This is a genomic window from Burkholderia sp. HI2714 (genome assembly GCF_002223085.1).
Classification (GTDB): Bacteria; Pseudomonadota; Gammaproteobacteria; order Burkholderiales; family Burkholderiaceae; genus Burkholderia; species Burkholderia lata_D.
Window position 1 is genome coordinate 17457 of sequence record NZ_NKFM01000018.1, and the last position, 18894, is coordinate 36350.

Genomic DNA, 18894 nt, shown 5'->3' on the forward strand with positions numbered 1-18894 from the left:
GTTTCGCCGCCCGGGGCATGGCGGCGGGAAACGTATCCGACTGTGCCGCGCGAATAATACGAATACGAAACGATGAGCCTCTACGCACTCAAACCCAAATTCCAGAACACGCTGCGCCCGTTCGCGAACTCGCTCGCCGAGCGCGGCGTGACGGCCAATCAGGTCACGCTGTTCGCGGCCGGCGGCTCGATCGTCGTCGGCGCGCTCGCCGGGCTCGGCGTGTTCGCCCGTGCACTGTTCCTGCTGATCCCGCTGTGGCTGTTCGCGCGGATGGCGCTCAACGCGATCGACGGGATGCTCGCGCGCGAGCACGGCCAGAAGAGTACGCTCGGCGCCTACCTGAACGAACTCGGCGACGTCGTGTCCGATGTCGCGCTCGTGCTGCCGTTTCTCGCGATTCCCGCGTTCGCTCCGGCAGACGTCTGGCTGTTCGCGCTGACGGCGGTAATCGTCGAATGCGCGGGGCTGATCGGCCCGCTGGTCGGCGTGAGCCGCCGCTACGACGGCCCGTTCGGCAAGAGCGACCGCGCGCTCGCCCTCGGCGCGTTCGCGCTGTGGATCGGGCTCGGGTTTCCGGTCGGCGGCGTTGCAGCATGGCTGTGGCGGCTGCTGATCGTGCTGTCGATCGTGACCGTGGTGCGGCGCGTGCAGGCCGGCATCGCGGAAAAGGGCGGTTGAAACAGTAGTCAGCGCAGTTGCGGTATCGGGCGCCGGAGGGCGGCGCACCAAAATTCGAATAACGAAACGAGAGAGAAACGCATGAGCGCACGCATGGCCCGCGAGGCCGACTTCATCACGCACGACGGCGAAACGCTGTTCTATCGTCATTGGCCCGCCACGGGCTCGCGCTGCCGCGGCGCCATCGTGTTGCTGCACCGCGGCCACGAACACTCGGCGCGCGTCGCGCATCTGGTCGACGAGCTCGACCTGCCCGATTTCGCATTTTTCGCGTGGGATGCGCGCGGCCACGGCCGCTCGCCCGGCGCGCGCGGCTACAGCCCGAGCGCGGCCGCATCGGTGCGCGACCTGCAGACCTTCGTCGAGCATATCCGCGACACGCACGGCATCGCGATCGAGGACATGGCCGTGGTCGGCCAGAGCGTCGGCGCGGTGCTCGCGGCCACCTGGGCGCACGATTATGCGCCGCCGATCCGCGCGCTCGTCGTCGCGTCGCCGGCGTTCCACATCAAGCTCTACGTGCCGTTCGCGCGGCCGGGCCTGCGGCTGATGCACAAGCTGCGCGGGCTGTTCTACGTGAACAGCTACGTGAAGCCGAAATTCCTCACGCACGATCCCGAGCGGATCGCGAGCTATGCGTCCGATCCGCTGATCACGCGGCCGATCGCGGTCAACATGCTGCTCGACCTGCACGACACCGCGCAGCGGATCGTCGCCGACGCGGCCGCGATCACCGTGCCGACGCAGCTGCTGATCTCGGGCGCCGACTGGGTCGTGCATCGCGGCCCGCAGGACCGCTTCTTCGAACGCCTCGGCGCCGCGCGCAAGGAGCGCATCGTGCTGCCGGGCTTCTATCACGACACGCTCGGCGAACGCGACCGCGCGCAGGCGCTCGCCCCGCTGCGTGCGTTCGTGCTGCGCGAATTCGATGCGCCGAGCCCGCGGGTGTCGCTCGCCGACGCGGACCGGCGCGGCGCGTTCCACGACGAATACGCGGCGCTCGGGCGGCCGCCCGCGAATGCGTTCGCGCGGGCGTACTGGGCGCTCACGCGTGCCGGCCTGAAGGCCGGCGGCGCGCTGTCGGACGGCATCGCGCTCGGGCTGCGGCTCGGCTTCGATTCGGGCTCGACACTCGACTACGTGTACCGCAACCGCCCGCAAGGGCGGCTCGGCATCGGTGCGTTGATCGACCGCACCTATCTCGATTCGCCGGGCTGGGTCGGCATCCGCCAGCGCAAGGTGCATCTGCAGGAGCTGATCGGCGCGGCGATCGGCCGCCTGCGCGGCCAAGGCTCACCGGTGCGGATCGTCGACATCGCGGCCGGGCACGGGCGCTACGTGCTCGACGCGATCGCGTCGGCCGCGGAGCGCGATGGCGCGGCGCCCGACGACATCACGCTGCGCGACTACAGCCCGCCGAACGTCGAGGCCGGGCGCGTGCTGATCGCGCAGCGCGGCCTGGAGCCGATCGCGCGCTTCGAGCGCGGCGACGCGTTCGACGAGGCGTCGCTCGCGACGCTCGAGCCGCGTCCGACGCTCGCGATCGTGTCGGGCCTCTACGAACTGTTCGGCGAGAACGCGCTGATCGAGCGCTCGCTGCGCGGGCTCGCGCAGGCCGTGCCGCCGGGTGGCTATCTCGTCTATACGGGGCAGCCGTGGCATCCGCAGCTCGAGTTCATCGCGCGTGCGCTGAACAATCACCGCGGCGAAGCGACCTGGGTGATGCGCCGCCGCTCGCAGGCCGAGATGGACGAGCTCGTCGCGCGCGCGGGCTTCCGCAAGCTCGACCAGCGGATCGACGAAATGGGCATTTTCACGGTCAGCCTCGCGCAGCGGGTCGACGCGTCATGAGCGCGCTCGGCGGCGGCGCGAGCGACCTCGCCGAACCGGCCTCGGCGGCCGGCGCCGGCGCGCGCGACGCGTCGTTCGCGCTGCGCTTCGGCTGGCTCGCGGTGATGGGCGCCGTGTTCTTCTCGACCTACGGTTTCGCGAACTGGCTCGCCGCGCGCCGCACGGCGGTGCCGACCTTCGCGTTCGGCTGGGAGCATGCGATCCCGTTCGTGCCGTGGACGATCGTGCCGTACTGGTCGATCGACCTGCTATATGCGCTGTCGTTCTTCTTCTGGACGCGCCGCGCCGACCTGCTCGATCACGTGAAGCGGCTGCTGACCGTGCAGCTGATCTCGGTCGCGTGCTTCATCGCGTGGCCGTTGCGCTTCGGCTTCGAGCGGCCCGATGCGGGCGGCGTGGCCGGTGCGCTGTTCACGCTGCTGATGGGCTTCGACAAGCCGTTCAACCAGGCGCCGTCGCTGCACATCGGGCTGCTCGTCGTGCTGTGGGCCGTCTATGCGAAGCACGTGCGCGGCACGCTCGCGCGCGTCGTGCTGCACCTGTGGTTCGCGGCGATCGGCGTGTCGGTGCTGACCACCTACCAGCATCACGCGATCGACGTGCCGACCGGCGCGGCCGTCGGCTGTCTCGCGCTGTTCCTGTTTCCACTGCGCGATGCCGCGGGCCGGTTGCCGGGCGCCGATGCGTCGCCGGGCGCGGCCGGCCGTGCGCTCGCGCGCCGCTATGCGCTTGGCGCGGCGGCGGTCGCGCTCATGGCGCTCGCGTGCGTGCCGCGCGCACCCGGCTGGGCGCTGGCGGCAGGGTGGGTCGCGCTGGCGCTCGCCTGTGTCGCGTGGATCTACCGGTGCGGCGCGCCCGGCGCATTCCAGAAGGACACACACGGGCGGTTCCCGGTCGTCATGTGCTGGCTGCTTGCGCCGACGATCGCGGGCGCGTTCATCAATTCGCGGCTATGGACGTTCCGGCAGCCGGCGCCGGTGCGGATCGACGAACGTGTTTCGATCGGCCGCACGCCGACGACTCGCGACGTGCGCCGCCACGGTTTCACGGCGCTGCTCGACCTGACCGCCGAAATGCCGCGCTGGGCGGCGGCCGACGCGTCGCTCGCGTATGCGACCGTGCCGCAGCTCGATCTCGTCGCGCCGACGGCCGGGCAACTCGCGCAGGCCGTCGCGGCGCTCGAACGCCTGCACGGCGAAGGGCGCGACGTGCTGGTCTGCTGCGCGCTCGGCTACGGGCGCAGCGTGCTGTGCGCGGCCGCGTGGCTCGCGGCGCGACGCGGGCTCGGCGATGCGCGTGACGCGCTGGCCGCCGTGCGTGCGGTGCGGCCGCATGCGGTGTGGTCGGACGACGGCGTGGCGGTGCTGCAGCAGTGGATCGATCGCCGTCGCGGCGCGGGAGGCGCGTGATGCGCGACCCGTCCGCGCCATTCAGGATTGCCGCCGCGCGCGGCGCGCTCGATGCGGGCGCATGGGCGATCGCGGCCGCGCTGGCCGCGGCCGGCGCCGGCTGGTGGATCGCGTCGGGCTGGGCGCCGGCGACGATCGCCCGCGTGCTGCTGGCCGTCATCAGCACCGGGTCGGGGATCGCGGCGCTGTGGTACGCGGTGCGGATCGAGATCGACCGCCGGCTGTTCGCCGCGCTCGCGCGTGCGGCGGCAGGCGAGGGATCGGTTGACGACGGCCTCGCGGCGCTCGACCGCGCACTCGCCGATCTCGGCTGGATCGATGCGTCGAAGGCCGGACGCGCACTCGACGCACGCGTGCGCGGCGCGGTCGGGCTGTGCCGGGCCGGCGTGCTCGTCGCGATCGTCCAGTGGCTCGTGGTCGGGCTCGCGATCGCCGTTCCGCAGATCGGCTAGCGCCCGTTCAAGGCCGCCGAGGGCGGCTGGAGGTGTCGTTCCACCCGCCGGCTTGTCGAGCCGCGTTACGCGTGAGCGACCCGCTGCGACCGCGTGCGCTTCACTTCATACATCGCCTGGTCCGCATGCTCGATCAGCGCGTTCATGTCGGTGCCGTCGTCAGGCAGTAGCGCGATCCCGACGCTGACGCCGAGCCGCATCGGGCGCCCCTCGAATTCGAACGGTTCGCCGACCTGGCGCGCGAGCCGCGTGCTTTGCGCATGCGCATCGTCGCGGTTGCCGATGTTCGGCAGGATCACCGCGAATTCGTCGCCGCCGATGCGCGCGACCGTGTCCGAGCGCCGTACCGCCCGCTGCATCCGCGTGGCGATCTCGCGCAGCGCCGCGTCGCCCGCGCGGTGGCCGAACCCGTCGTTGATCGGCTTCAGCCCGTCCATGTCGATGTTGAGGATGCCGAGCCGGCCGTTCGCGCGCAGCGTCGTGTGCATCGACTGCCGCAGGCGGTCGTAGAACAGCGCGCGGTTGGGCAGGCCCGTGAGCGCGTCGTGCGTCGCGCGCAGGTACAGTTCGTTCGCCTCGTTGCGCGCCGCGTGGAACATCGCGGCGGCGATCAGGTCGGCCGTCAGCCGCAGCGTGGCCGCGTCGGCCTGCGAAAAGCCGTCGACTTCCGGCGACATCACCTTCAGCACGCCAACCGTCGTATCGGCATGGGTGAGCGGCATCACGAGCATCGAGCGCAGGCCGACCCGCCGGCAGGCGTCGCGATCGACTCGGGGGTCGGTTTCCGAATCGATGCAGTGCAGCAACGCGCCTTGCTGCACGCACAGGCCCGACAGGCTGCCCGAGCGCCGCAGCCGCAGGCCGAGCATCCCGGCGGCCGTGCCCGACGCGGCGCGGTACACCATGTCGTCGCCGTCGGCGAATTCGACCGCGGCGGCGCTCGCGCCGGTGAGCTGCGGCACCTGCTCCGCCACATAGGCCATCACGCTGCCGAGATCGAGACCGAGCTTCGCGATCTCGGTCTGCGCGGCGATGATGCGCAGCAGCGTATCGGGGGACGGAGTGGCGGTGTCGACGATTTGATTCAATTCAGTTTTTCCGTGAAAGAAAGCACGTCCGGCGGCCCGGGAATGCGGTAGCATACGCGCCGCCTCGCGGCCGCGCGTTCCGGCGGGGTGGTCTGCAACGGACCGCCGCCGGCCGGCCGGTCCGCGCCGGCAGTATGCCGTTCGGCCTGTCGGGCGACAACGGCGCAATTCTTACCATTCATCCCTCTCGCGCAGCATTTCCGACCGGATTGAGGTTTTTTTCGCTTCAATGTCGCTAATCGGGGTGAGTTTTGGCTTGTTTTTGAGATAGTGTGACGAATGGGCGTGTGCCAGTGCCAGGCGCGCGCAGCACGATGACGCGCGATTAAAGAATCGCCGCATCGTTTCGATAAGTGAATCAGGTCAGTTTGATACATATGAGGGGAAGCAGTGGGGATGTTCACTCACGGGCATAGCTGCTTTGCGTGCATCGATTTCGATACGACGGACGACCGGATGATCCAGATGAAACGGGGTGCCGCATGAAGCCGGCCGTGTCGCTGCTCGTCCTCTCGGCCGCGATGGCCGGCGCTTTGCATGCCGCCGCGCTGTCGGCCGCGCCGATGCCGGCCGTGCCGGTCGCGGCCGCGTCCGGCGCTGCGCCGGCGCCGGTGCCCGCGACCGTGCCCGCGACCGTGCCCGCGGCGGCCGGCGCGAGCGCAGCCGGCCTGCCGGCGACGACGGTACACCTGCCGTTCGCGTCGCTCGGCGCGTTCGATCCGCTACGCCTGCGCGGCGCCGACGACGCCCGCACGATCAATGCGGGCGTGCGGCTCGACCGCGTGGTCACCGGCGCGCGGCTGCGCCTGACCTACGCGTATTCGCCGTCGCTGGTGTTCCCGATGTCGCACCTGAAGGTGTCGGTGAACGGCGAGGTCATCGCGACCGTCCCGTTCGACGCCGCGCAGGCAGGCCGCACGGTCACGCAAGAGATCCCGATCGATCCGCGCTACTTCTCGGATTTCAACCAGATCGGCCTGCGCCTGATCGCGCACTACACGCTCGACCATTGCGAGGATCCGGCCAACTCGGCGCTGTGGGCCGACGTGAGCCCGAAGAGCGAGTTGATCCTCGACGAATCGCCGGTTCGCCTGCCGAACGATCTCGCGCTGCTGCCCGCGCCGTTCTTCGACCGGCGCGACAACGGCCGCGTGCGGCTGCCGTTCGTGCTGCCGGCGTCACCCGATTCGGCGACGCTGCGCAGCGCAGGCGTGCTCGCGTCGTGGTTCGGCGCGCTGGCCGACTACCGGCATGCGCGCTTCCCGGTGTCGACCGGGCTGCCGGCCGACGACCAGGCGGTGGTGATCGGCACGGCCGCGACGCTGCCGGCCGGCCTCGCGCTGCCGTCGATCAACGGTCCGCTGCTCGCGGTGGCCGACAACCCGGCCGCGCCGGGGCGCAAGCTGCTGGTCGTCACGGGCCGCACCGCGGCCGAGGTCGACGATGCGGTCGCGACGCTCGTGCTGGGCCGCGCGGCGCTGTCGGGGCCGTCGGCGACGGTCGCGCACGTCGATCTCGGCGCGCCGCGCAAACCGTACGACGCGCCGCGCTGGCTGCCGGTGAACCGGCCGATCACGTTCCGCGAGCTCGTCCCCGATACGCGCGAGCTGGAAGTGCGCGGCACGTCGCCCGACGCCATTCGCCTGAACCTGCGCGTGCCGTCCGACCTGCATTCGTGGAACGGCGCGGGCGTGCCGATCGCGCTGCGCTATCGCTACACGGCGCCGACGGTGCAGGACAACTCGACGCTCGCCGTCGAGATCAACGACCAGCTCGTGAAGTCGTACCGGCTCGGGCCGGCCCATGCCGAGGACGCGCACGGCCGCATGCAGCTGCCGTTGCTGTCGGTGCCGGAAGGGCGCGTGACGAGCGACGTCGACATCCCGGCGTTCCGGGTCGGCAGCGGCAACCAGCTGCAGTTCCGCTTCACGCTCGATTCGCAGAAGACGGGCCTGTGCTCGAGCACGGCGACCGAGCCGCAGCGTGCGGCGATCGATCCCGATTCGACGATCGACTTCTCGCACTTCGTCCATTACGCGCAGTTGCCGAACCTCGCATTCTTCGCGAACAGCGGCTTCCCGTTCACGCGCTTCGCCGACCTGTCGCAGACGGCCGTCGTGATGCCCGACCGGCCGTCGCCGCAGGAGCTCGAGGCCTACCTGACGATGCTCGGCCACATGGGCGAATGGACCGGCTTCCCGGCGCTGCGCGTGCAGGTCGCGCGGCCCGGCGACGTCGCCGCGCTGTCGGGCAGCAAGGACCTGCTCGTGATCGACGGCTCGCCCACGTCGCCGCTGCTCGCGCACTGGCGCTCGGCGTTGCCGCTCGTGATCGGCGAGCAGGGTGGCGCGGGCGGCGAAGGCGCCGCGCGCGTCGCGTTCTCGGTGAAGGAGCGCTGGCGCAATGGCGTCGGCCTGACCGAAGGCGGCGCGCATATCGAGCAGACGGGCTCGCTCGCGGCGCTCGCCGGGTTCGAGCTGCCGGGCAGCCGGGGGCGCAGCGTCGTCGCGCTGACGGCGACCGACCAGCCGCACCTTGGCGACCTGCTCAACGTGTTCGAGAACGCCGGGCTCGTGTCGCAGTTGCAGGGCGATCTGGCGCTGGTGCGGCCGGGGCAGGTCGACAGCCTGCGCGTCGGCGAGCCTTACGTGGTCGGATTCGTGCCGTGGTATGCGCGGGTGTGGACGCAGGCGGCGCGGCATCCGGTCGTGCTTGGCGCGGTCGGCGTCGTGGCGGGGCTGCTGCTCGCGCTCGGCGTGTTCAGCGTGCTGCAGAGAATCGCTGCGCGTCGTCGGGGGATGTAACGGATGGCGCGGGCAATGGCGAAGCGACGGGCAATGCGGCCGGCGCGGCGCGTCGGCGCGGCTCTCGCGCTGGCGGTGGCGATGACGTGCGCGGCGGCCGGGATGGCCACGCGTGCGCAGGCCGCGGGAGCCGGTGCGACCGACGCGGGATGCGGCGCGGCGTGGCCGCGCTGGGACGCGTTCAAGCGCGATTTCATCTCGGCCGACGGCCGCGTGATCGACGTCGGCTCGGCCGATTCACGCACGGTATCGGAGGGGCAGGCGTATGGACTGTTCTTCGCGCTGGTCGCGAACGACCGGCGCATGTTCGACACGATCCTCGCATGGGCCGAGAACAATCTCGCGCAGGGCGACCTGAGCGCACACTTGCCCGCGTGGCTGTGGGGCCGCGCGCCCGACGGCGCGTGGCGCGTGCTCGACGCGAACGCGGCGTCGGACGCCGACCTGTGGATCGCGTATGCGCTCGTCGAGGCCGGGCGGCTGTGGCACGAACGCAGCTACACGGCGCGTGGCGCGCTGCTCGCGAAGCGCGTGCTCGACGTCGAGACGGCGACCGTGCCGGGCCTCGGCCTCACGCTGCTGCCCGGGCCGACGGGGTTCAAGCTCGCCGACGGCCAGTGGCGCGTGAACCCGAGCTATTCGCCGCCGCAGGTCATCCGTGCGCTCGGCGCGCGCCTGCCCGACGACAAGCGCTGGGCCGCGCTCGTCTCCAGCACTGGACGCGTGCTGCTCGACACCGCACCGAAAGGCTTCTCACCCGATTGGGCGTTGTATCGCGCGGGCACGGGCTTCGGGCCCGATCGCGACACGCATGCGGAGAGCGCGTACAACGCGATCCGCGTCTATCTGTGGGCCGGCATGCTCGACCGCGCCGATCCGCTCGCCGCGCCGATGCTCGCGCGTTTTGCGCCGTTCGCCGACTACATCGCCGCGCATGGCGCGCCGCCGGAGAAAGTCGATACGACGACCGGCGTCGCCGGGCCGAACGACGGCAACGGCGGCTTCTCGGCGGCGGCCGTGCCGTTCCTCGACGCGCGCGGCCAGCGCGCGCTGGCCGATGCCCAGGCGGCGCGTGTCGATACGCTCGCGCGCCAGTCGCCGCCCGGTTACTACACGAGCGTGCTGACGCTGTTCGGGCTCGGCTGGCGCGACGGGCGCTACCGGTTCAGCGCGGACGGCACGCTCGACGCCCGCTGGGGAGGCCGCTCGTGCGCCGTCCGCTGAAGCGCGCCGCGCCGCACGTCGCGGGATTCGCATGGCTCGCGTCGTCGGTGTGCGCGGCGGCGCCGGGCACCGCCGCGGACGCAACACGGGCGAACCCCGCGACGCCGGCGACTGCCGCGTCCGCCGATGCGCAGCGTCAGCTCGACACCGCGCGGATGTGGGGCGTCAAGCATCGCGACGACCTCGCGCGCGATGCGCTGCGCAAGGGGCTGCTGATCGCGCCGGGCGATCCCGAGCTGCTGGCCGAACAGGTGCGCGTGCTGCTGCGGCTCGGCGATGCGAAAGGCGCACAGGCGTCGCTCGCGCGCCTGCAGGCGCAGGCGCCGAATGCGCCCGCCACGCGGCGGGCGGCTGACGAATACCGCGTCGCGACGAGCGGGCGGGGCGAGATGGCGCAGATTCGCCTGCTCGCGCGCAGCGGCCGCGCGGACGAAGCAGCCCGGCGGATCGTCGCGCTGTTTCCGAACGGCGCGCCGTCGGGTGCGCTCGGCGCCGAGTATTACCAGATCGTGTCGAATGCGCCGGGCGGGCGCGAGCCGGCGATCGCCGCGCTGCGCCGCGCGGTCGCGGCCGATCCGCAGGACACGAGCGCGACGATGGCGCTCGCGCGGCTCCTGAACCAGCGCGCCGATACGCGGCCGGAGGCGAACCGGATCGCCTGGGCGCTCGCGAAGCGCGCCGACGCCGACCGTACGGAGGCGATGGCGCTGTGGCGGCACGTGCTGCAGTCGGCCGGCAGCGATCCCGCGTATCTCGATGCCCTGCATGCGTACCTCGCGCTCGTGCCGGACGATACCGAATTCGTCGAGCGCGTCGCGGAACTGGATCGCCAGCGCGACGCGCAGCGCCAGCTCGAACGCAATCCCGACTACATCGCGCAGCAGCGCGGCCTGCAGGCGCTCGCGCGCGGCGACCTGGGCGGCGCCGATCCGCTGCTCACGCGTGCCGCGCGGGCGCGGGCGGACGACGCCGACGCGGTCGGCGGGCTCGGCCTGCTGCGCCTGCGCGAAGGGCGGCACGACGAAGCGCGCACGTTGTTCACGCGCGCCGCGACGCTTTCGACCGACCAGCGCGGCAAATGGCAGGGCCTCGCGCGCACCGCGCAGTTCTGGGGGCTGCTCGCGCAAGGCCGCGCGGCGGCCGCCGCAGGCCGTCCGCAGGACGAGGAGCGTGCCGCACGCGCGGCACTCGCGATGCAGCCGGGCAACCCGGATGCGAAGCTGCAGCTGGCCGACGCGTTGCTCGCGCAGCGCGACTGGGCACGCGCGGAGCCGTTGCTGCGCGAGTTGCTGGCCGCGCGTTCGCCGGACCTCTCGGCCGTGCGCGGCACGGCCACGCTGTATGAGAACACCGGCCGCGCGGACCAGATCGGCCCGCTGCTCGACGCGCTGCAAGGCCGCGTGACGGGCCGCGACGATCGGCGCGCGCTCGACGGCTTGCGTGCCGACCTGCTCGCGAACCAGGCGCGCGCGCTGGCGGACAAGGGCGAACGCGGGCCTGCCGCGCAGCGCTACGAGGCGGCCGTGCGCGCCGCGCCCGACGCGCCGTGGACGCGCTTCGCGCTCGCGCGCCTCTATCGCGACATGGGGCTGCCGCAGCTCGGCCGCACGGTGATGGACGACGGGCTTGCGCAAGGCGCGACGCCCGAGATGCGCTACGCGACCGCGCTGTATCGCAATTCGCTCGACGACGTCGCGGGCGCGCAGGCCGCGCTCGCACCGGTCGACGACGCGCAGCGTTCGGACGGGATGCGGGCGCTTGCGCGCAAGCTCGATGCCGAAAGCGCCCTGGCCGACGCGCGCGGCGCGTACACACGCGGCGATCGCGCGGCCTTCGCCGCCACGCTCGCACATGCGCAGGCCAGCGCGCCGGACGACCCCGACATGCTCGCCGCGATCGGGGCGCAGTGGATCGACGCGGGCGAGCCGGATCGCGGCCTGGCGCCGCTTCACGACTGGATCGTCGCGCATCCGCGCGAAGCCGACGCGGACGTGCGGCTGCGCTACGGCGACCTGCTCGGCAGCGCGGGGCGCGACGACGCGCTGGCCGCGTGGCTCGACACGCTGCGCCGGGAACCGTCGCTGACGCCCGCACAGACGGCGAGGATCGAAGACCAGTCGCTGCGGCTCGTGCTGCGGCAGACGGACGACGCGATCGCGCAGCAGGATTACGCGCAGGCGCGCAAGCTGCTCGATCGTGCGAGCCCGGCCGGCCGCGCGGACAAGCGCTATGCGCTCGAACTGGCCGATCTCGAACGCGCGCAAGGCCATTACGATGCAGCGCGCGCCGCGCTTGCGCCGGTCGTCGCGCGTACCCCCGACGACGCCGATACGCAGCTCGCGCTCGCCCGGATCGACGAGGACAGCGGCAATCGTGCCGGCGCGCTCGCACGCGTGCAGGCCGTGCTCGCGCGCACGCCGGACGACGACGTCGACACGCAACTGTCGATCGTGCGCCGGCTGAACGCGCTGCGCCGTCCGGACGAAGCCGTGCAGGTGACCGACCGGCTGCATGCCGCGTATCCGTTGCGCCCGGATGTGACGGTCGCGGCCGGCCGCGTGGCCGAGGCGCAGGGGCGCTATGACGATGCGGCGTCGCTGTACCGGTTGTCGCAGTCGCAGGAGCGCACGACGGGCGTGAGCCCGGGCCGTGATGGGCTGACGCCCGCGCAGGCCGCGTTCGCGGATCTCCAGCAGCGGCGCAATCCCGAGATCGAAACCGGCTGGACGCCCGCGTACAAGTCGGGCGACGAAGGCATCTCGTCGTATCGCGCGCAGCAGGTGCCGATCTACATGCAGATGCCGATCCGCTACGACGGGCACGTGTTCGCGCAGATCGACACCGTGCATCTCGACCCGGGCACGCTCGACACGAGCAACCCGAACGCGTATTCGCTCAGTACCTTCGGCAGCTACGCGGCGCTCAAGGCGCAGAACGCGCTGACTCCCGCGTCGATCGCGAATCCGCCGGGCTCGCTGCACCAGACGGCCACGGGCGTCGCGCTCGGCGCCGGCTACCTGACGGACGCATGGCGCTTCGATCTCGGCACGTCGCCGCTCGGTTTCCCCGTGCATTACCTGGTCGGCGGCGTGCGCTATCGCTTCGACGCGGGCCCGGCCAGTTTCTCGGTGAATGCGTCGCGGCGGCCGGAAACGAGCAGCGTGCTGTCGTACTCGGGGATGCGCGACCCGTGGACCGGCGCGGTCTGGGGCGGCGTGCGCCGCGATGGCGTGAACCTGCGCGCGTCGGTCGACGTCGGCCGCACGAACCTGTTCGCGGAACTCGGCGCGGGCGTGCTGTCCGGCCGCAACGTCGAACGCAACGCGGAAGTCACGTTGCGCACGGGCTTCACGGTGCCCGTGTACGAGCGCGCGACGATGAAGGTCAGCACCGGGCTCGTCGGCAATGCGTGGCACTACGCGGAGAACCTGCGCTACTACACGTACGGGCAGGGCGGTTACTACAGCCCGCAACGCTACCTGTCGCTCGGCGTGCCGATCGAATGGGCGGGGCGGCACGATGCGCTGTCGTGGGACCTGACCGTCACGGGCGGGATCTCGAACAGCTACGAGAAGGATTCGCTGTATTACCCGATGTCGTCGGACCAGCGGGCCGCGCAGGTGGCGGCCGGGTTCGTGTACGCGGGCAGCTCGACGCGCGGCGTGTCGTTCTCGTACGGGATCAACGGGATCGTCGAGTACCGCGTGAACCCGCACCTGAGTGTCGGCGCGCAGCTGAAGGTCGACCGGTCGCACGACTACGCACCGAGTTCGGCGCTCGTGTACCTGCGCTATGCGTTCGACGCGCGCGCGCAACGCAGCTGGCTCGTCACGCCGACGCCGGTGCGGCTTTATTCGGATTACTAGGGGAACGCCGTGAATACGGAACTCGATGCCACTCGTCCCGCATTCGGCGCTGCCGGCCTGCTGGGCTGGCTGCGCGCGCTGCTGGGCGCGCCGGCCGGCGGCCGTGTCGGCACGGTGAGCCGGCTCGCGATCGACGGCTTGCCCGATGCGTGGACGCAACTGGAAGCCGGCGGCCTGTACGCGATCTACGCGGCCGGCGCCACGCCGGCCTGCGATGCGCTCGTCTGGGAGAGCGCGCGACAGGCGCGCACGCGCGACGTGACGGTCGTGCTCGCACGCGACGCGGCGCAGGTCGCCGACCAGATGCAGGCGCGCGGCTTTGCTGGCGGCGCGCAGCCGGCCGGCTGGCCGCGCAACCTGAACGTGCTGGCGATGCCGCCCGCGGCCGAGCCGGCCAACGGTGACAACACCGGCGCCGGCGCAACCGCGGACGCCCCGCGCCGCGCGGCGCCGGGCCCGTTCGCACGACTGACCGGCGGCCTGCGCGCGATGAAGCGCTACGGCTTTCGCGCGCGCTCGCTGTATTTCGTCGAGGGCGCGCAGCGCTGGTTCAGCTGGGACGACCCGATCGCGCTCGCCGACGAGGCGCATGCACTCGCCGACTGGTGCCGCACGCACCGGATCGCGCTGGTGCTGCTGCTCGATCCCGAAGCGACCCGTGCGGGCGGCGAAGCGCGCACCGACGATGCGCCGCTCGTCCGCGATGCGGATCGCGCGCCGCGCAGCGGTTTTCACGGTATCTGCTCGGGCGTCGCGCAGTTGCAGCGCACGCACGGCGAGCTGCTGTGGGTCGTCGATTTCTGGCGGGCGGGCGATACGCTTGCGGCCGGCGAAGTGCGGCCGCTGCGCTTTGCGCCGGGCGGCCGGCTGTCGGCGAACGTCGACGGCGGCGCGACCGAGCCCGCGCACCGGATGAAGATCGCGAGCGACGAGGATCGCGTCGTCGTCAGCCGCGCGGTGCTCGACGGCGCGAACCGCGTGCCGGACGGCTGGGAGGTCGTTGAAGACAACGCGGCCGTCGTCGCCGCCTGCGCGCATGCGCAGGCCGCGACCGCGGTGCTGGTGTTCCGCTCGCATGCGCAGCTCGAAGCGCTCTGCGCGGACGTGCACGCATTGCGCCGGCAGTGCGGCGGTGCGCTGAAGATCGCGGTCGTCGAGCGCGGCGAAGTGCTGCGCCAGCAGTTCGAGGTGCTCGTGCTGAGCGTCGGCGCGAGCCGCGTCGTCGCGCGCGACCTGCCGGTATCGCGGATACAGGCCGCCGTGCACGCGTTGCGCGGCCAGCTCTATGCGCGGCCCGTCGCGGCCGACTATCGTGCGGCGCTCGCGGCCGCGCTCGGCGATTCGGTGCTGGGCTACCTGCCGGTCGGCGCGTTCTGCCTGCGGATTCGCGCGGTGCTCGATCGCGGCGCCGTGCTCGCGCTGCCGCACACGCTCGCGAAGATCGCGCTGCTGCCGGGCGTGTCGCATGTCGACGCGCTGCGGTCTTGTCGGCCGCGCCGCGCGGGCGACGTCGTGACCGCCGATGCCGCGCACCTGTACGTGTTCCTGTTCGCGTGCGAACCGGTCGATGCGGAGGACGCGCTCGCGCGCATCTTCGACGTGCCGGTCGACACGCTGTCCGACCGGGTCGTCTGCCTCGGCCACGGCAGCATCGACACCGAGCTCAATGCGCTGAAGGCGGAGAACCGGCGCGCGCCGATCGCCGACTACAGCGATCTGTTCGCGACCACGCAGCCGGCGGGCGCGACGCGCCAACCGTCGGTGCGCACCGACCTCGGCGCGGCGTTGCCCGACGCGGGCGAAGTGAGTGGCGCGATCGACGCCATCGATACGATCGTCGCGCTCGAGGCGATCGGTGCGACACCGGCGGCCGCGGCTGTCGATGCATCGGCGCCGGAACCCGTCATTCCCGCCGCGCGCAAGCGCAGCGCCGTCCGCAGCGCGATGCCGCTGCGCAAGGAGGGAGTCGCATGATTGCCGAAATCGTCATCGGTTTCATCGTCGGCATCGTGATCGCGGTGCCGGTGTGGATCATCGCGCAGCACCTCGGCATCGGCCGCGGTTTTCATGCGCCGCGCGGCATCGACCGGCGCGACGCGGTGCCTTGCGAACTCGTGCCGGTCGCGCTGCGCGGGCGGCTGCTGCCCGATGCGGAGCGCGGCGAGCGGAGCGGCGAGGCGGCCCGATGAAGACGATCGCCATTACGTCGACGACGGGCGGCGCGGGCCGCACGACGCTCACGGCCGCGCTCGCGGTGCTGCTCGCGCGTCGCGGCCGGCCGGTCGTCGCCGTCGAATTCGATGCGCAGAACCTGATGGGCGCGACGCTCGGCCTCGACTCGCTGGCCGAGCATGGCCTCGCGCAGAGCGTGCTCGGCGGCGGCGAGCCGTGGCATGCACAGACGTGGCGTAACGCCGACGGCGTGCTGTTCGTCCCGTACGGGCAGGTCGACGCGGCCGGCGCCGCCGCGTGCGATGCGCGGCTCGCGGCCGATCCCGCGTGGCTGTCGCGCGCGCTCGACGAGATTGCGCTGCCGGCCGACGGCGTCGTGCTGATCGACACCGCGCGCTATCCGTCGACGCAGGCCGAGCAGGCGATTCGCCGCGCGGACCTGACGCTCGTGGTCGTGCCGCCCGAGCCGAGCGCGTGTGCGACGACGGCCGCGCGGCTCGGTGCGCTGCGTGCCGGCGGCGGCGAACTGCAGATCGTCGTGAACCGGCTGAATCCGGCGCGCGACATGCAGCGCGATGCGCTCGGCATGCTGCGCGCGGTCGCGGGGCCGGCGTCGATGCTCGAGCAGCGCATCCACGTCGATGCGGCCCTGCCCGAAGCGCTCGCGCGCGGCAGCTGGATCTTCGACGATGCGCCGTATTCGCAGGCGTCGCACGACCTGAACGGCGTCGCGAATTGGGTCGATACGTGGCTGGCGGCAGGCGCCGCCGGGCGCCGCGGAGCGGCGCGATGAACGCGGGCTTCGTGCTGCGCCTGCGTGCGGTCGGCCGTCGTGCGGCCGACTGGCTCGCACGCGGCATCGGCTTGCCGGCGCAACGCACGCTGGTCGACTGGATCGTGCGGCTGTTCTTCCATGCGCCGCCGCCGGGCCGGCCGGATCACGTGCGCCGCTGGGTGCGCGTCGGGTTCCTGCGGCTGGCGCAGGAGTGGGGCGTGCTGCAGCCGCTCAGCCCGCGCGAATGGCTGTGGCGTGCGATCGTGCGCGCGCCGCGTGCGGCGGACGGCCGGCCCGCGCGCGATCCGCTCGCGTGGTTCGACAAGTATGTCGTGCCCGTCTACGTGGCCGGGCGCGCGGTCGGCCGGCGCATCGACGCGCTGCTCGCGCGCCTGCCGTGGGTGCGCTGGGGCGGCTGGCTCGATGCGCGCGCGAACGGCGTCGGCCGGCGCCGCTGGCTCGCGCCGCTGCTGCTGATCGCCGGCGCGCTGCTGTGGGCCGCGGCCGGGATGTCGCCGCTGATGCCGGGCGCGCAGTTCGCGTTCTTCGCGATCGTCGCGGTGCTGGCGCTCGCGCTGCGCCGCCTGCCGGGCCACCTGCCGACGCTCGCGCTCGCGTCGCTCGCGCTGCTCGCGACGGTGCGCTACGTGTGGTGGCGCACCACGCAGACGCTCGATTTCCGCGGCCCGGTCGAGGCCGTCGCCGGCTACCTGCTGTACGGCGCGGAAGCCTATACGTGGATGATCCTGCTGCTCGGCTTCGTGCAGACCGCGTGGCCGCTCGACCGGCCGATCGTGCCGCTGCCCGACGATCCCGACACCTGGCCGACCGTCGACATCTACATCCCGACCTACAACGAGCCGCTGTCGGTCGTGAAGCCGACCGTCTTCGCCGCGCAGAGCATCGACTGGCCGAGCGCGAAGCTGCGCGTGTATCTGCTCGACGACGGCAAGCGCCCCGAATTCGAGGCGTTCGCGCGCGAGGCCGGCATCGACTATGTGACGCGCGACGACAACCGCCACGCGAAGGCCGGCAACATCAACCGCGCGCTGCCGAAGACGCACGGCGAATACATCGCGATCTTCGACTGCGATCACGTGCCGACGCGCTCGTTCCTGCAGACGACGATGGGCGTGTTCCTGCGCGACCCGAAGTGCGCGCTCGTGCAGACGCCGCACCATTTCTTCTCGCCCGATCCGTTCGAGCGCAACCTCGGCACGTTCCGCGAGATCCCGAACGAAGGCAATCTGTTCTACGGCCTCGTGCAGTCGGGCAACGACCTGTGGAACGCGACGTTCTTCTGCGGCTCGTGCGCGGTGCTCAAGCGCAGCGCACTGGAAGAGGTGGGCGGCGTCGCGGTCGAGACCGTGACCGAGGATGCGCACACGGCGCTCAAGCTGCACCGGCGCGGCTACACGTCGGCGTACCTGCCGACCGTGCAGGCGGCCGGCCTCGCGACCGAGAGCCTCGCGGGCCACGTGAAGCAGCGCACGCGCTGGGCGCGCGGGATGGCGCAGATCTTCCGCATCGACAACCCGTTCCTCGGGCGCGGGCTCGGCTTCATCCAGCGGATCTGCTACGGCAACGCGATGCTGCACTTCTTCTACGGGATTCCGCGGCTGGTGTTCCTGACGATTCCGATCGCGTACCTGTTCTTCCACCTGTACTTCATCAACGCGTCGTCGCTCGCGCTCGCGAGCTACGTGATCCCGTATCTCGTGCTCGCGAACGTCGCGAATTCGCGGATGCAGGGGCGCTACCGCCATTCGTTCTGGGCCGAGGTCTACGAGTCGGTGCTCGCGTGGTACATCGCGCTGCCGACCACCGTCGCGTTCTTCAGCCCGAAGCACGGCAAGTTCAACGTGACCGACAAGGGCGGCAAGATCGACGAAGGCTACGTCGACTGGTCGACGTCGAAGCCGTATCTGGTGCTGTTCGGGCTGAACGTGCTCGCGATCGTCGCCGGTCTGTGGCGGCTGGGGGTCGACCAGGGCGACGAGGCGTCGACGATCCTGATCACGCTCGGCTGGGCCGTGTACAACCTCGCGATGCTCGGCGCGGCGCTGGCCGTGGCGCGCGAGACCAAGCAGGTGCGCGTCACGCACCGGATCGCGATGCGCGTGCCGGCCATGCTGCTGCTCGCCGACGGCTCGACGGCCGCGTGCTTCACGAGCGACTACTCGACCGGCGGCCTCGGCCTCGAAGCGGTGCCGGGGCTCCCGCTTGCCGTCGGCGACACGCTGACGGTGTGCGTGACGCGCGGCGACCGGTCGTTCCCGTTCCCGGTGCGCGTGAGCCGCGTGACGCCGACCCATGTCGGCGTGAGCTTCGACGAACTCACGCTCGAACAGGAGCGCCAGCTCGTGCAATGCACGTTCGGCCGCGCGGACGCGTGGCTCGACTGGCACGAAGGCCAGCGGGTCGACACGCCGCTCGGCGGGTTGAAGGAAGTGTTGCGTATCGGCCTGGACGGCAACGTACGGATGTGGAAGGGTGCGGCGCGCGGCCTGCTGGCCATGCTGGCGCCGAAACTCGATCGGGCGCGCGACTGACGCGGCGCTCATCATGGAGTGGG

General features: G+C 71.8%; 12 protein-coding genes. 11 read left to right on the top strand and 1 reads right to left on the bottom strand.

Translation table 11 applies throughout. The features are described from left to right. Positions 1-72: 72 nt before the first annotated feature. The 4 genes from CFB82_RS07550 (at position 73) to CFB82_RS07565 (ending at position 4390) form a co-directional block, all read left to right on the top strand. A complete protein-coding gene (locus tag CFB82_RS07550; RefSeq protein ID WP_089445401.1) occupies positions 73-678 on the top strand; it encodes a CDP-alcohol phosphatidyltransferase family protein in 606 nt (201 codons plus the stop codon). 81 nt (positions 679-759) lie between these two features. Next, positions 760-2529 carry a bifunctional alpha/beta hydrolase/class I SAM-dependent methyltransferase gene (locus tag CFB82_RS07555; RefSeq protein ID WP_089483798.1) on the top strand — a complete coding sequence of 590 codons (1770 nt, stop codon included), beginning with the start codon at positions 760-762 and terminating at the stop codon, positions 2527-2529. After that, the gene (locus CFB82_RS07560; protein ID WP_089483799.1) at positions 2526-3938 is read left to right on the top strand and encodes a phosphatase PAP2/dual specificity phosphatase family protein; all 1413 of its coding nucleotides are present in this window, start codon (positions 2526-2528) and stop codon (positions 3936-3938) included. Before CFB82_RS07555 ends, CFB82_RS07560 begins: the two co-directional genes overlap by 4 nt. Further along, the gene (locus CFB82_RS07565; protein WP_069247719.1) at positions 3938-4390 is read left to right on the top strand and encodes a hypothetical protein; all 453 of its coding nucleotides are present in this window, start codon (positions 3938-3940) and stop codon (positions 4388-4390) included. Before CFB82_RS07560 ends, CFB82_RS07565 begins: the two co-directional genes overlap by 1 nt. Before the next feature lie 65 nt (positions 4391-4455). On the opposite strand, the gene CFB82_RS07570 is transcribed toward CFB82_RS07565, so the two are convergent. Continuing rightward, positions 4456-5478 carry a sensor domain-containing diguanylate cyclase gene (locus tag CFB82_RS07570; RefSeq protein ID WP_256990293.1) on the bottom strand — a complete coding sequence of 341 codons (1023 nt, stop codon included), beginning with the start codon at positions 5476-5478 and terminating at the stop codon, positions 4456-4458. A gap of 482 nt (positions 5479-5960) precedes the next feature. Between CFB82_RS07570 and bcsB the strand changes: the two genes are divergently transcribed. The 7 genes from bcsB to bcsA are packed head-to-tail and all read left to right on the top strand — an operon-like array spanning position 5961 to position 18871. Further along, complete coding sequence (gene bcsB, locus CFB82_RS07575) at positions 5961-8282, top strand: cellulose biosynthesis cyclic di-GMP-binding regulatory protein BcsB (protein ID WP_089483801.1); 2322 nt, start codon at positions 5961-5963, stop codon at positions 8280-8282. 3 nt (positions 8283-8285) lie between these two features. Then, complete coding sequence (gene bcsZ / locus CFB82_RS07580) at positions 8286-9506, top strand: cellulose synthase complex periplasmic endoglucanase BcsZ (RefSeq protein WP_089483802.1); 1221 nt, start codon at positions 8286-8288, stop codon at positions 9504-9506. Next, positions 9491-13372 (top strand): cellulose synthase subunit BcsC-related outer membrane protein, encoded by a 3882-nt coding sequence (locus CFB82_RS07585; protein WP_089483803.1) that lies wholly within the window; start codon positions 9491-9493, stop codon positions 13370-13372. Before bcsZ ends, CFB82_RS07585 begins: the two co-directional genes overlap by 16 nt. A gap of 9 nt (positions 13373-13381) precedes the next feature. Then, entirely contained in the window at positions 13382-15346 is a 1965-nt protein-coding gene (bcsE, locus tag CFB82_RS07590) for a cellulose biosynthesis protein BcsE (protein WP_089483804.1), read from the top strand. Next, positions 15343-15561 carry a hypothetical protein gene (locus CFB82_RS07595; protein WP_069247725.1) on the top strand — a complete coding sequence of 73 codons (219 nt, stop codon included), beginning with the start codon at positions 15343-15345 and terminating at the stop codon, positions 15559-15561. Before bcsE ends, CFB82_RS07595 begins: the two co-directional genes overlap by 4 nt. Further along, on the top strand, positions 15558-16337 hold the full coding sequence (gene bcsQ / locus CFB82_RS07600; protein ID WP_069247726.1) for a cellulose biosynthesis protein BcsQ: 780 nt from the start codon (positions 15558-15560) through the stop codon (positions 16335-16337). Before CFB82_RS07595 ends, bcsQ begins: the two co-directional genes overlap by 4 nt. Beyond that, positions 16334-18871, top strand: a complete 2538-nt coding sequence (gene bcsA, locus CFB82_RS07605) for a UDP-forming cellulose synthase catalytic subunit (protein WP_089483894.1) — start codon at positions 16334-16336, stop codon at positions 18869-18871. The genes bcsQ and bcsA overlap by 4 nt, the downstream gene beginning before the upstream one ends. The last annotated feature ends 23 nt before the right edge of the window (positions 18872-18894 follow it).

What these genes read in the sequence shown, in the direction of transcription:
- CFB82_RS07550 (WP_089445401.1), top strand. Translation starts at nt 73, where the DNA reads ATGAGCCTCTACGCACTCAAACCCAAATTCCAGAACACGCTGCGCCCG.
- CFB82_RS07555 (WP_089483798.1), top strand. Translation starts at nt 760, where the DNA reads ATGAGCGCACGCATGGCCCGCGAGGCCGACTTCATCACGCACGACGGC.
- CFB82_RS07560 (WP_089483799.1), top strand. Translation starts at nt 2,526, where the DNA reads ATGAGCGCGCTCGGCGGCGGCGCGAGCGACCTCGCCGAACCGGCCTCG.
- CFB82_RS07565 (WP_069247719.1), top strand. Translation starts at nt 3,938, where the DNA reads ATGCGCGACCCGTCCGCGCCATTCAGGATTGCCGCCGCGCGCGGCGCG.
- bcsB (WP_089483801.1), top strand. Translation starts at nt 5,961, where the DNA reads ATGAAGCCGGCCGTGTCGCTGCTCGTCCTCTCGGCCGCGATGGCCGGC.
- bcsZ (WP_089483802.1), top strand. Translation starts at nt 8,286, where the DNA reads ATGGCGCGGGCAATGGCGAAGCGACGGGCAATGCGGCCGGCGCGGCGC.
- CFB82_RS07595 (WP_069247725.1), top strand. Translation starts at nt 15,343, where the DNA reads ATGATTGCCGAAATCGTCATCGGTTTCATCGTCGGCATCGTGATCGCG.
- bcsQ (WP_069247726.1), top strand. Translation starts at nt 15,558, where the DNA reads ATGAAGACGATCGCCATTACGTCGACGACGGGCGGCGCGGGCCGCACG.
- bcsA (WP_089483894.1), top strand. Translation starts at nt 16,334, where the DNA reads ATGAACGCGGGCTTCGTGCTGCGCCTGCGTGCGGTCGGCCGTCGTGCG.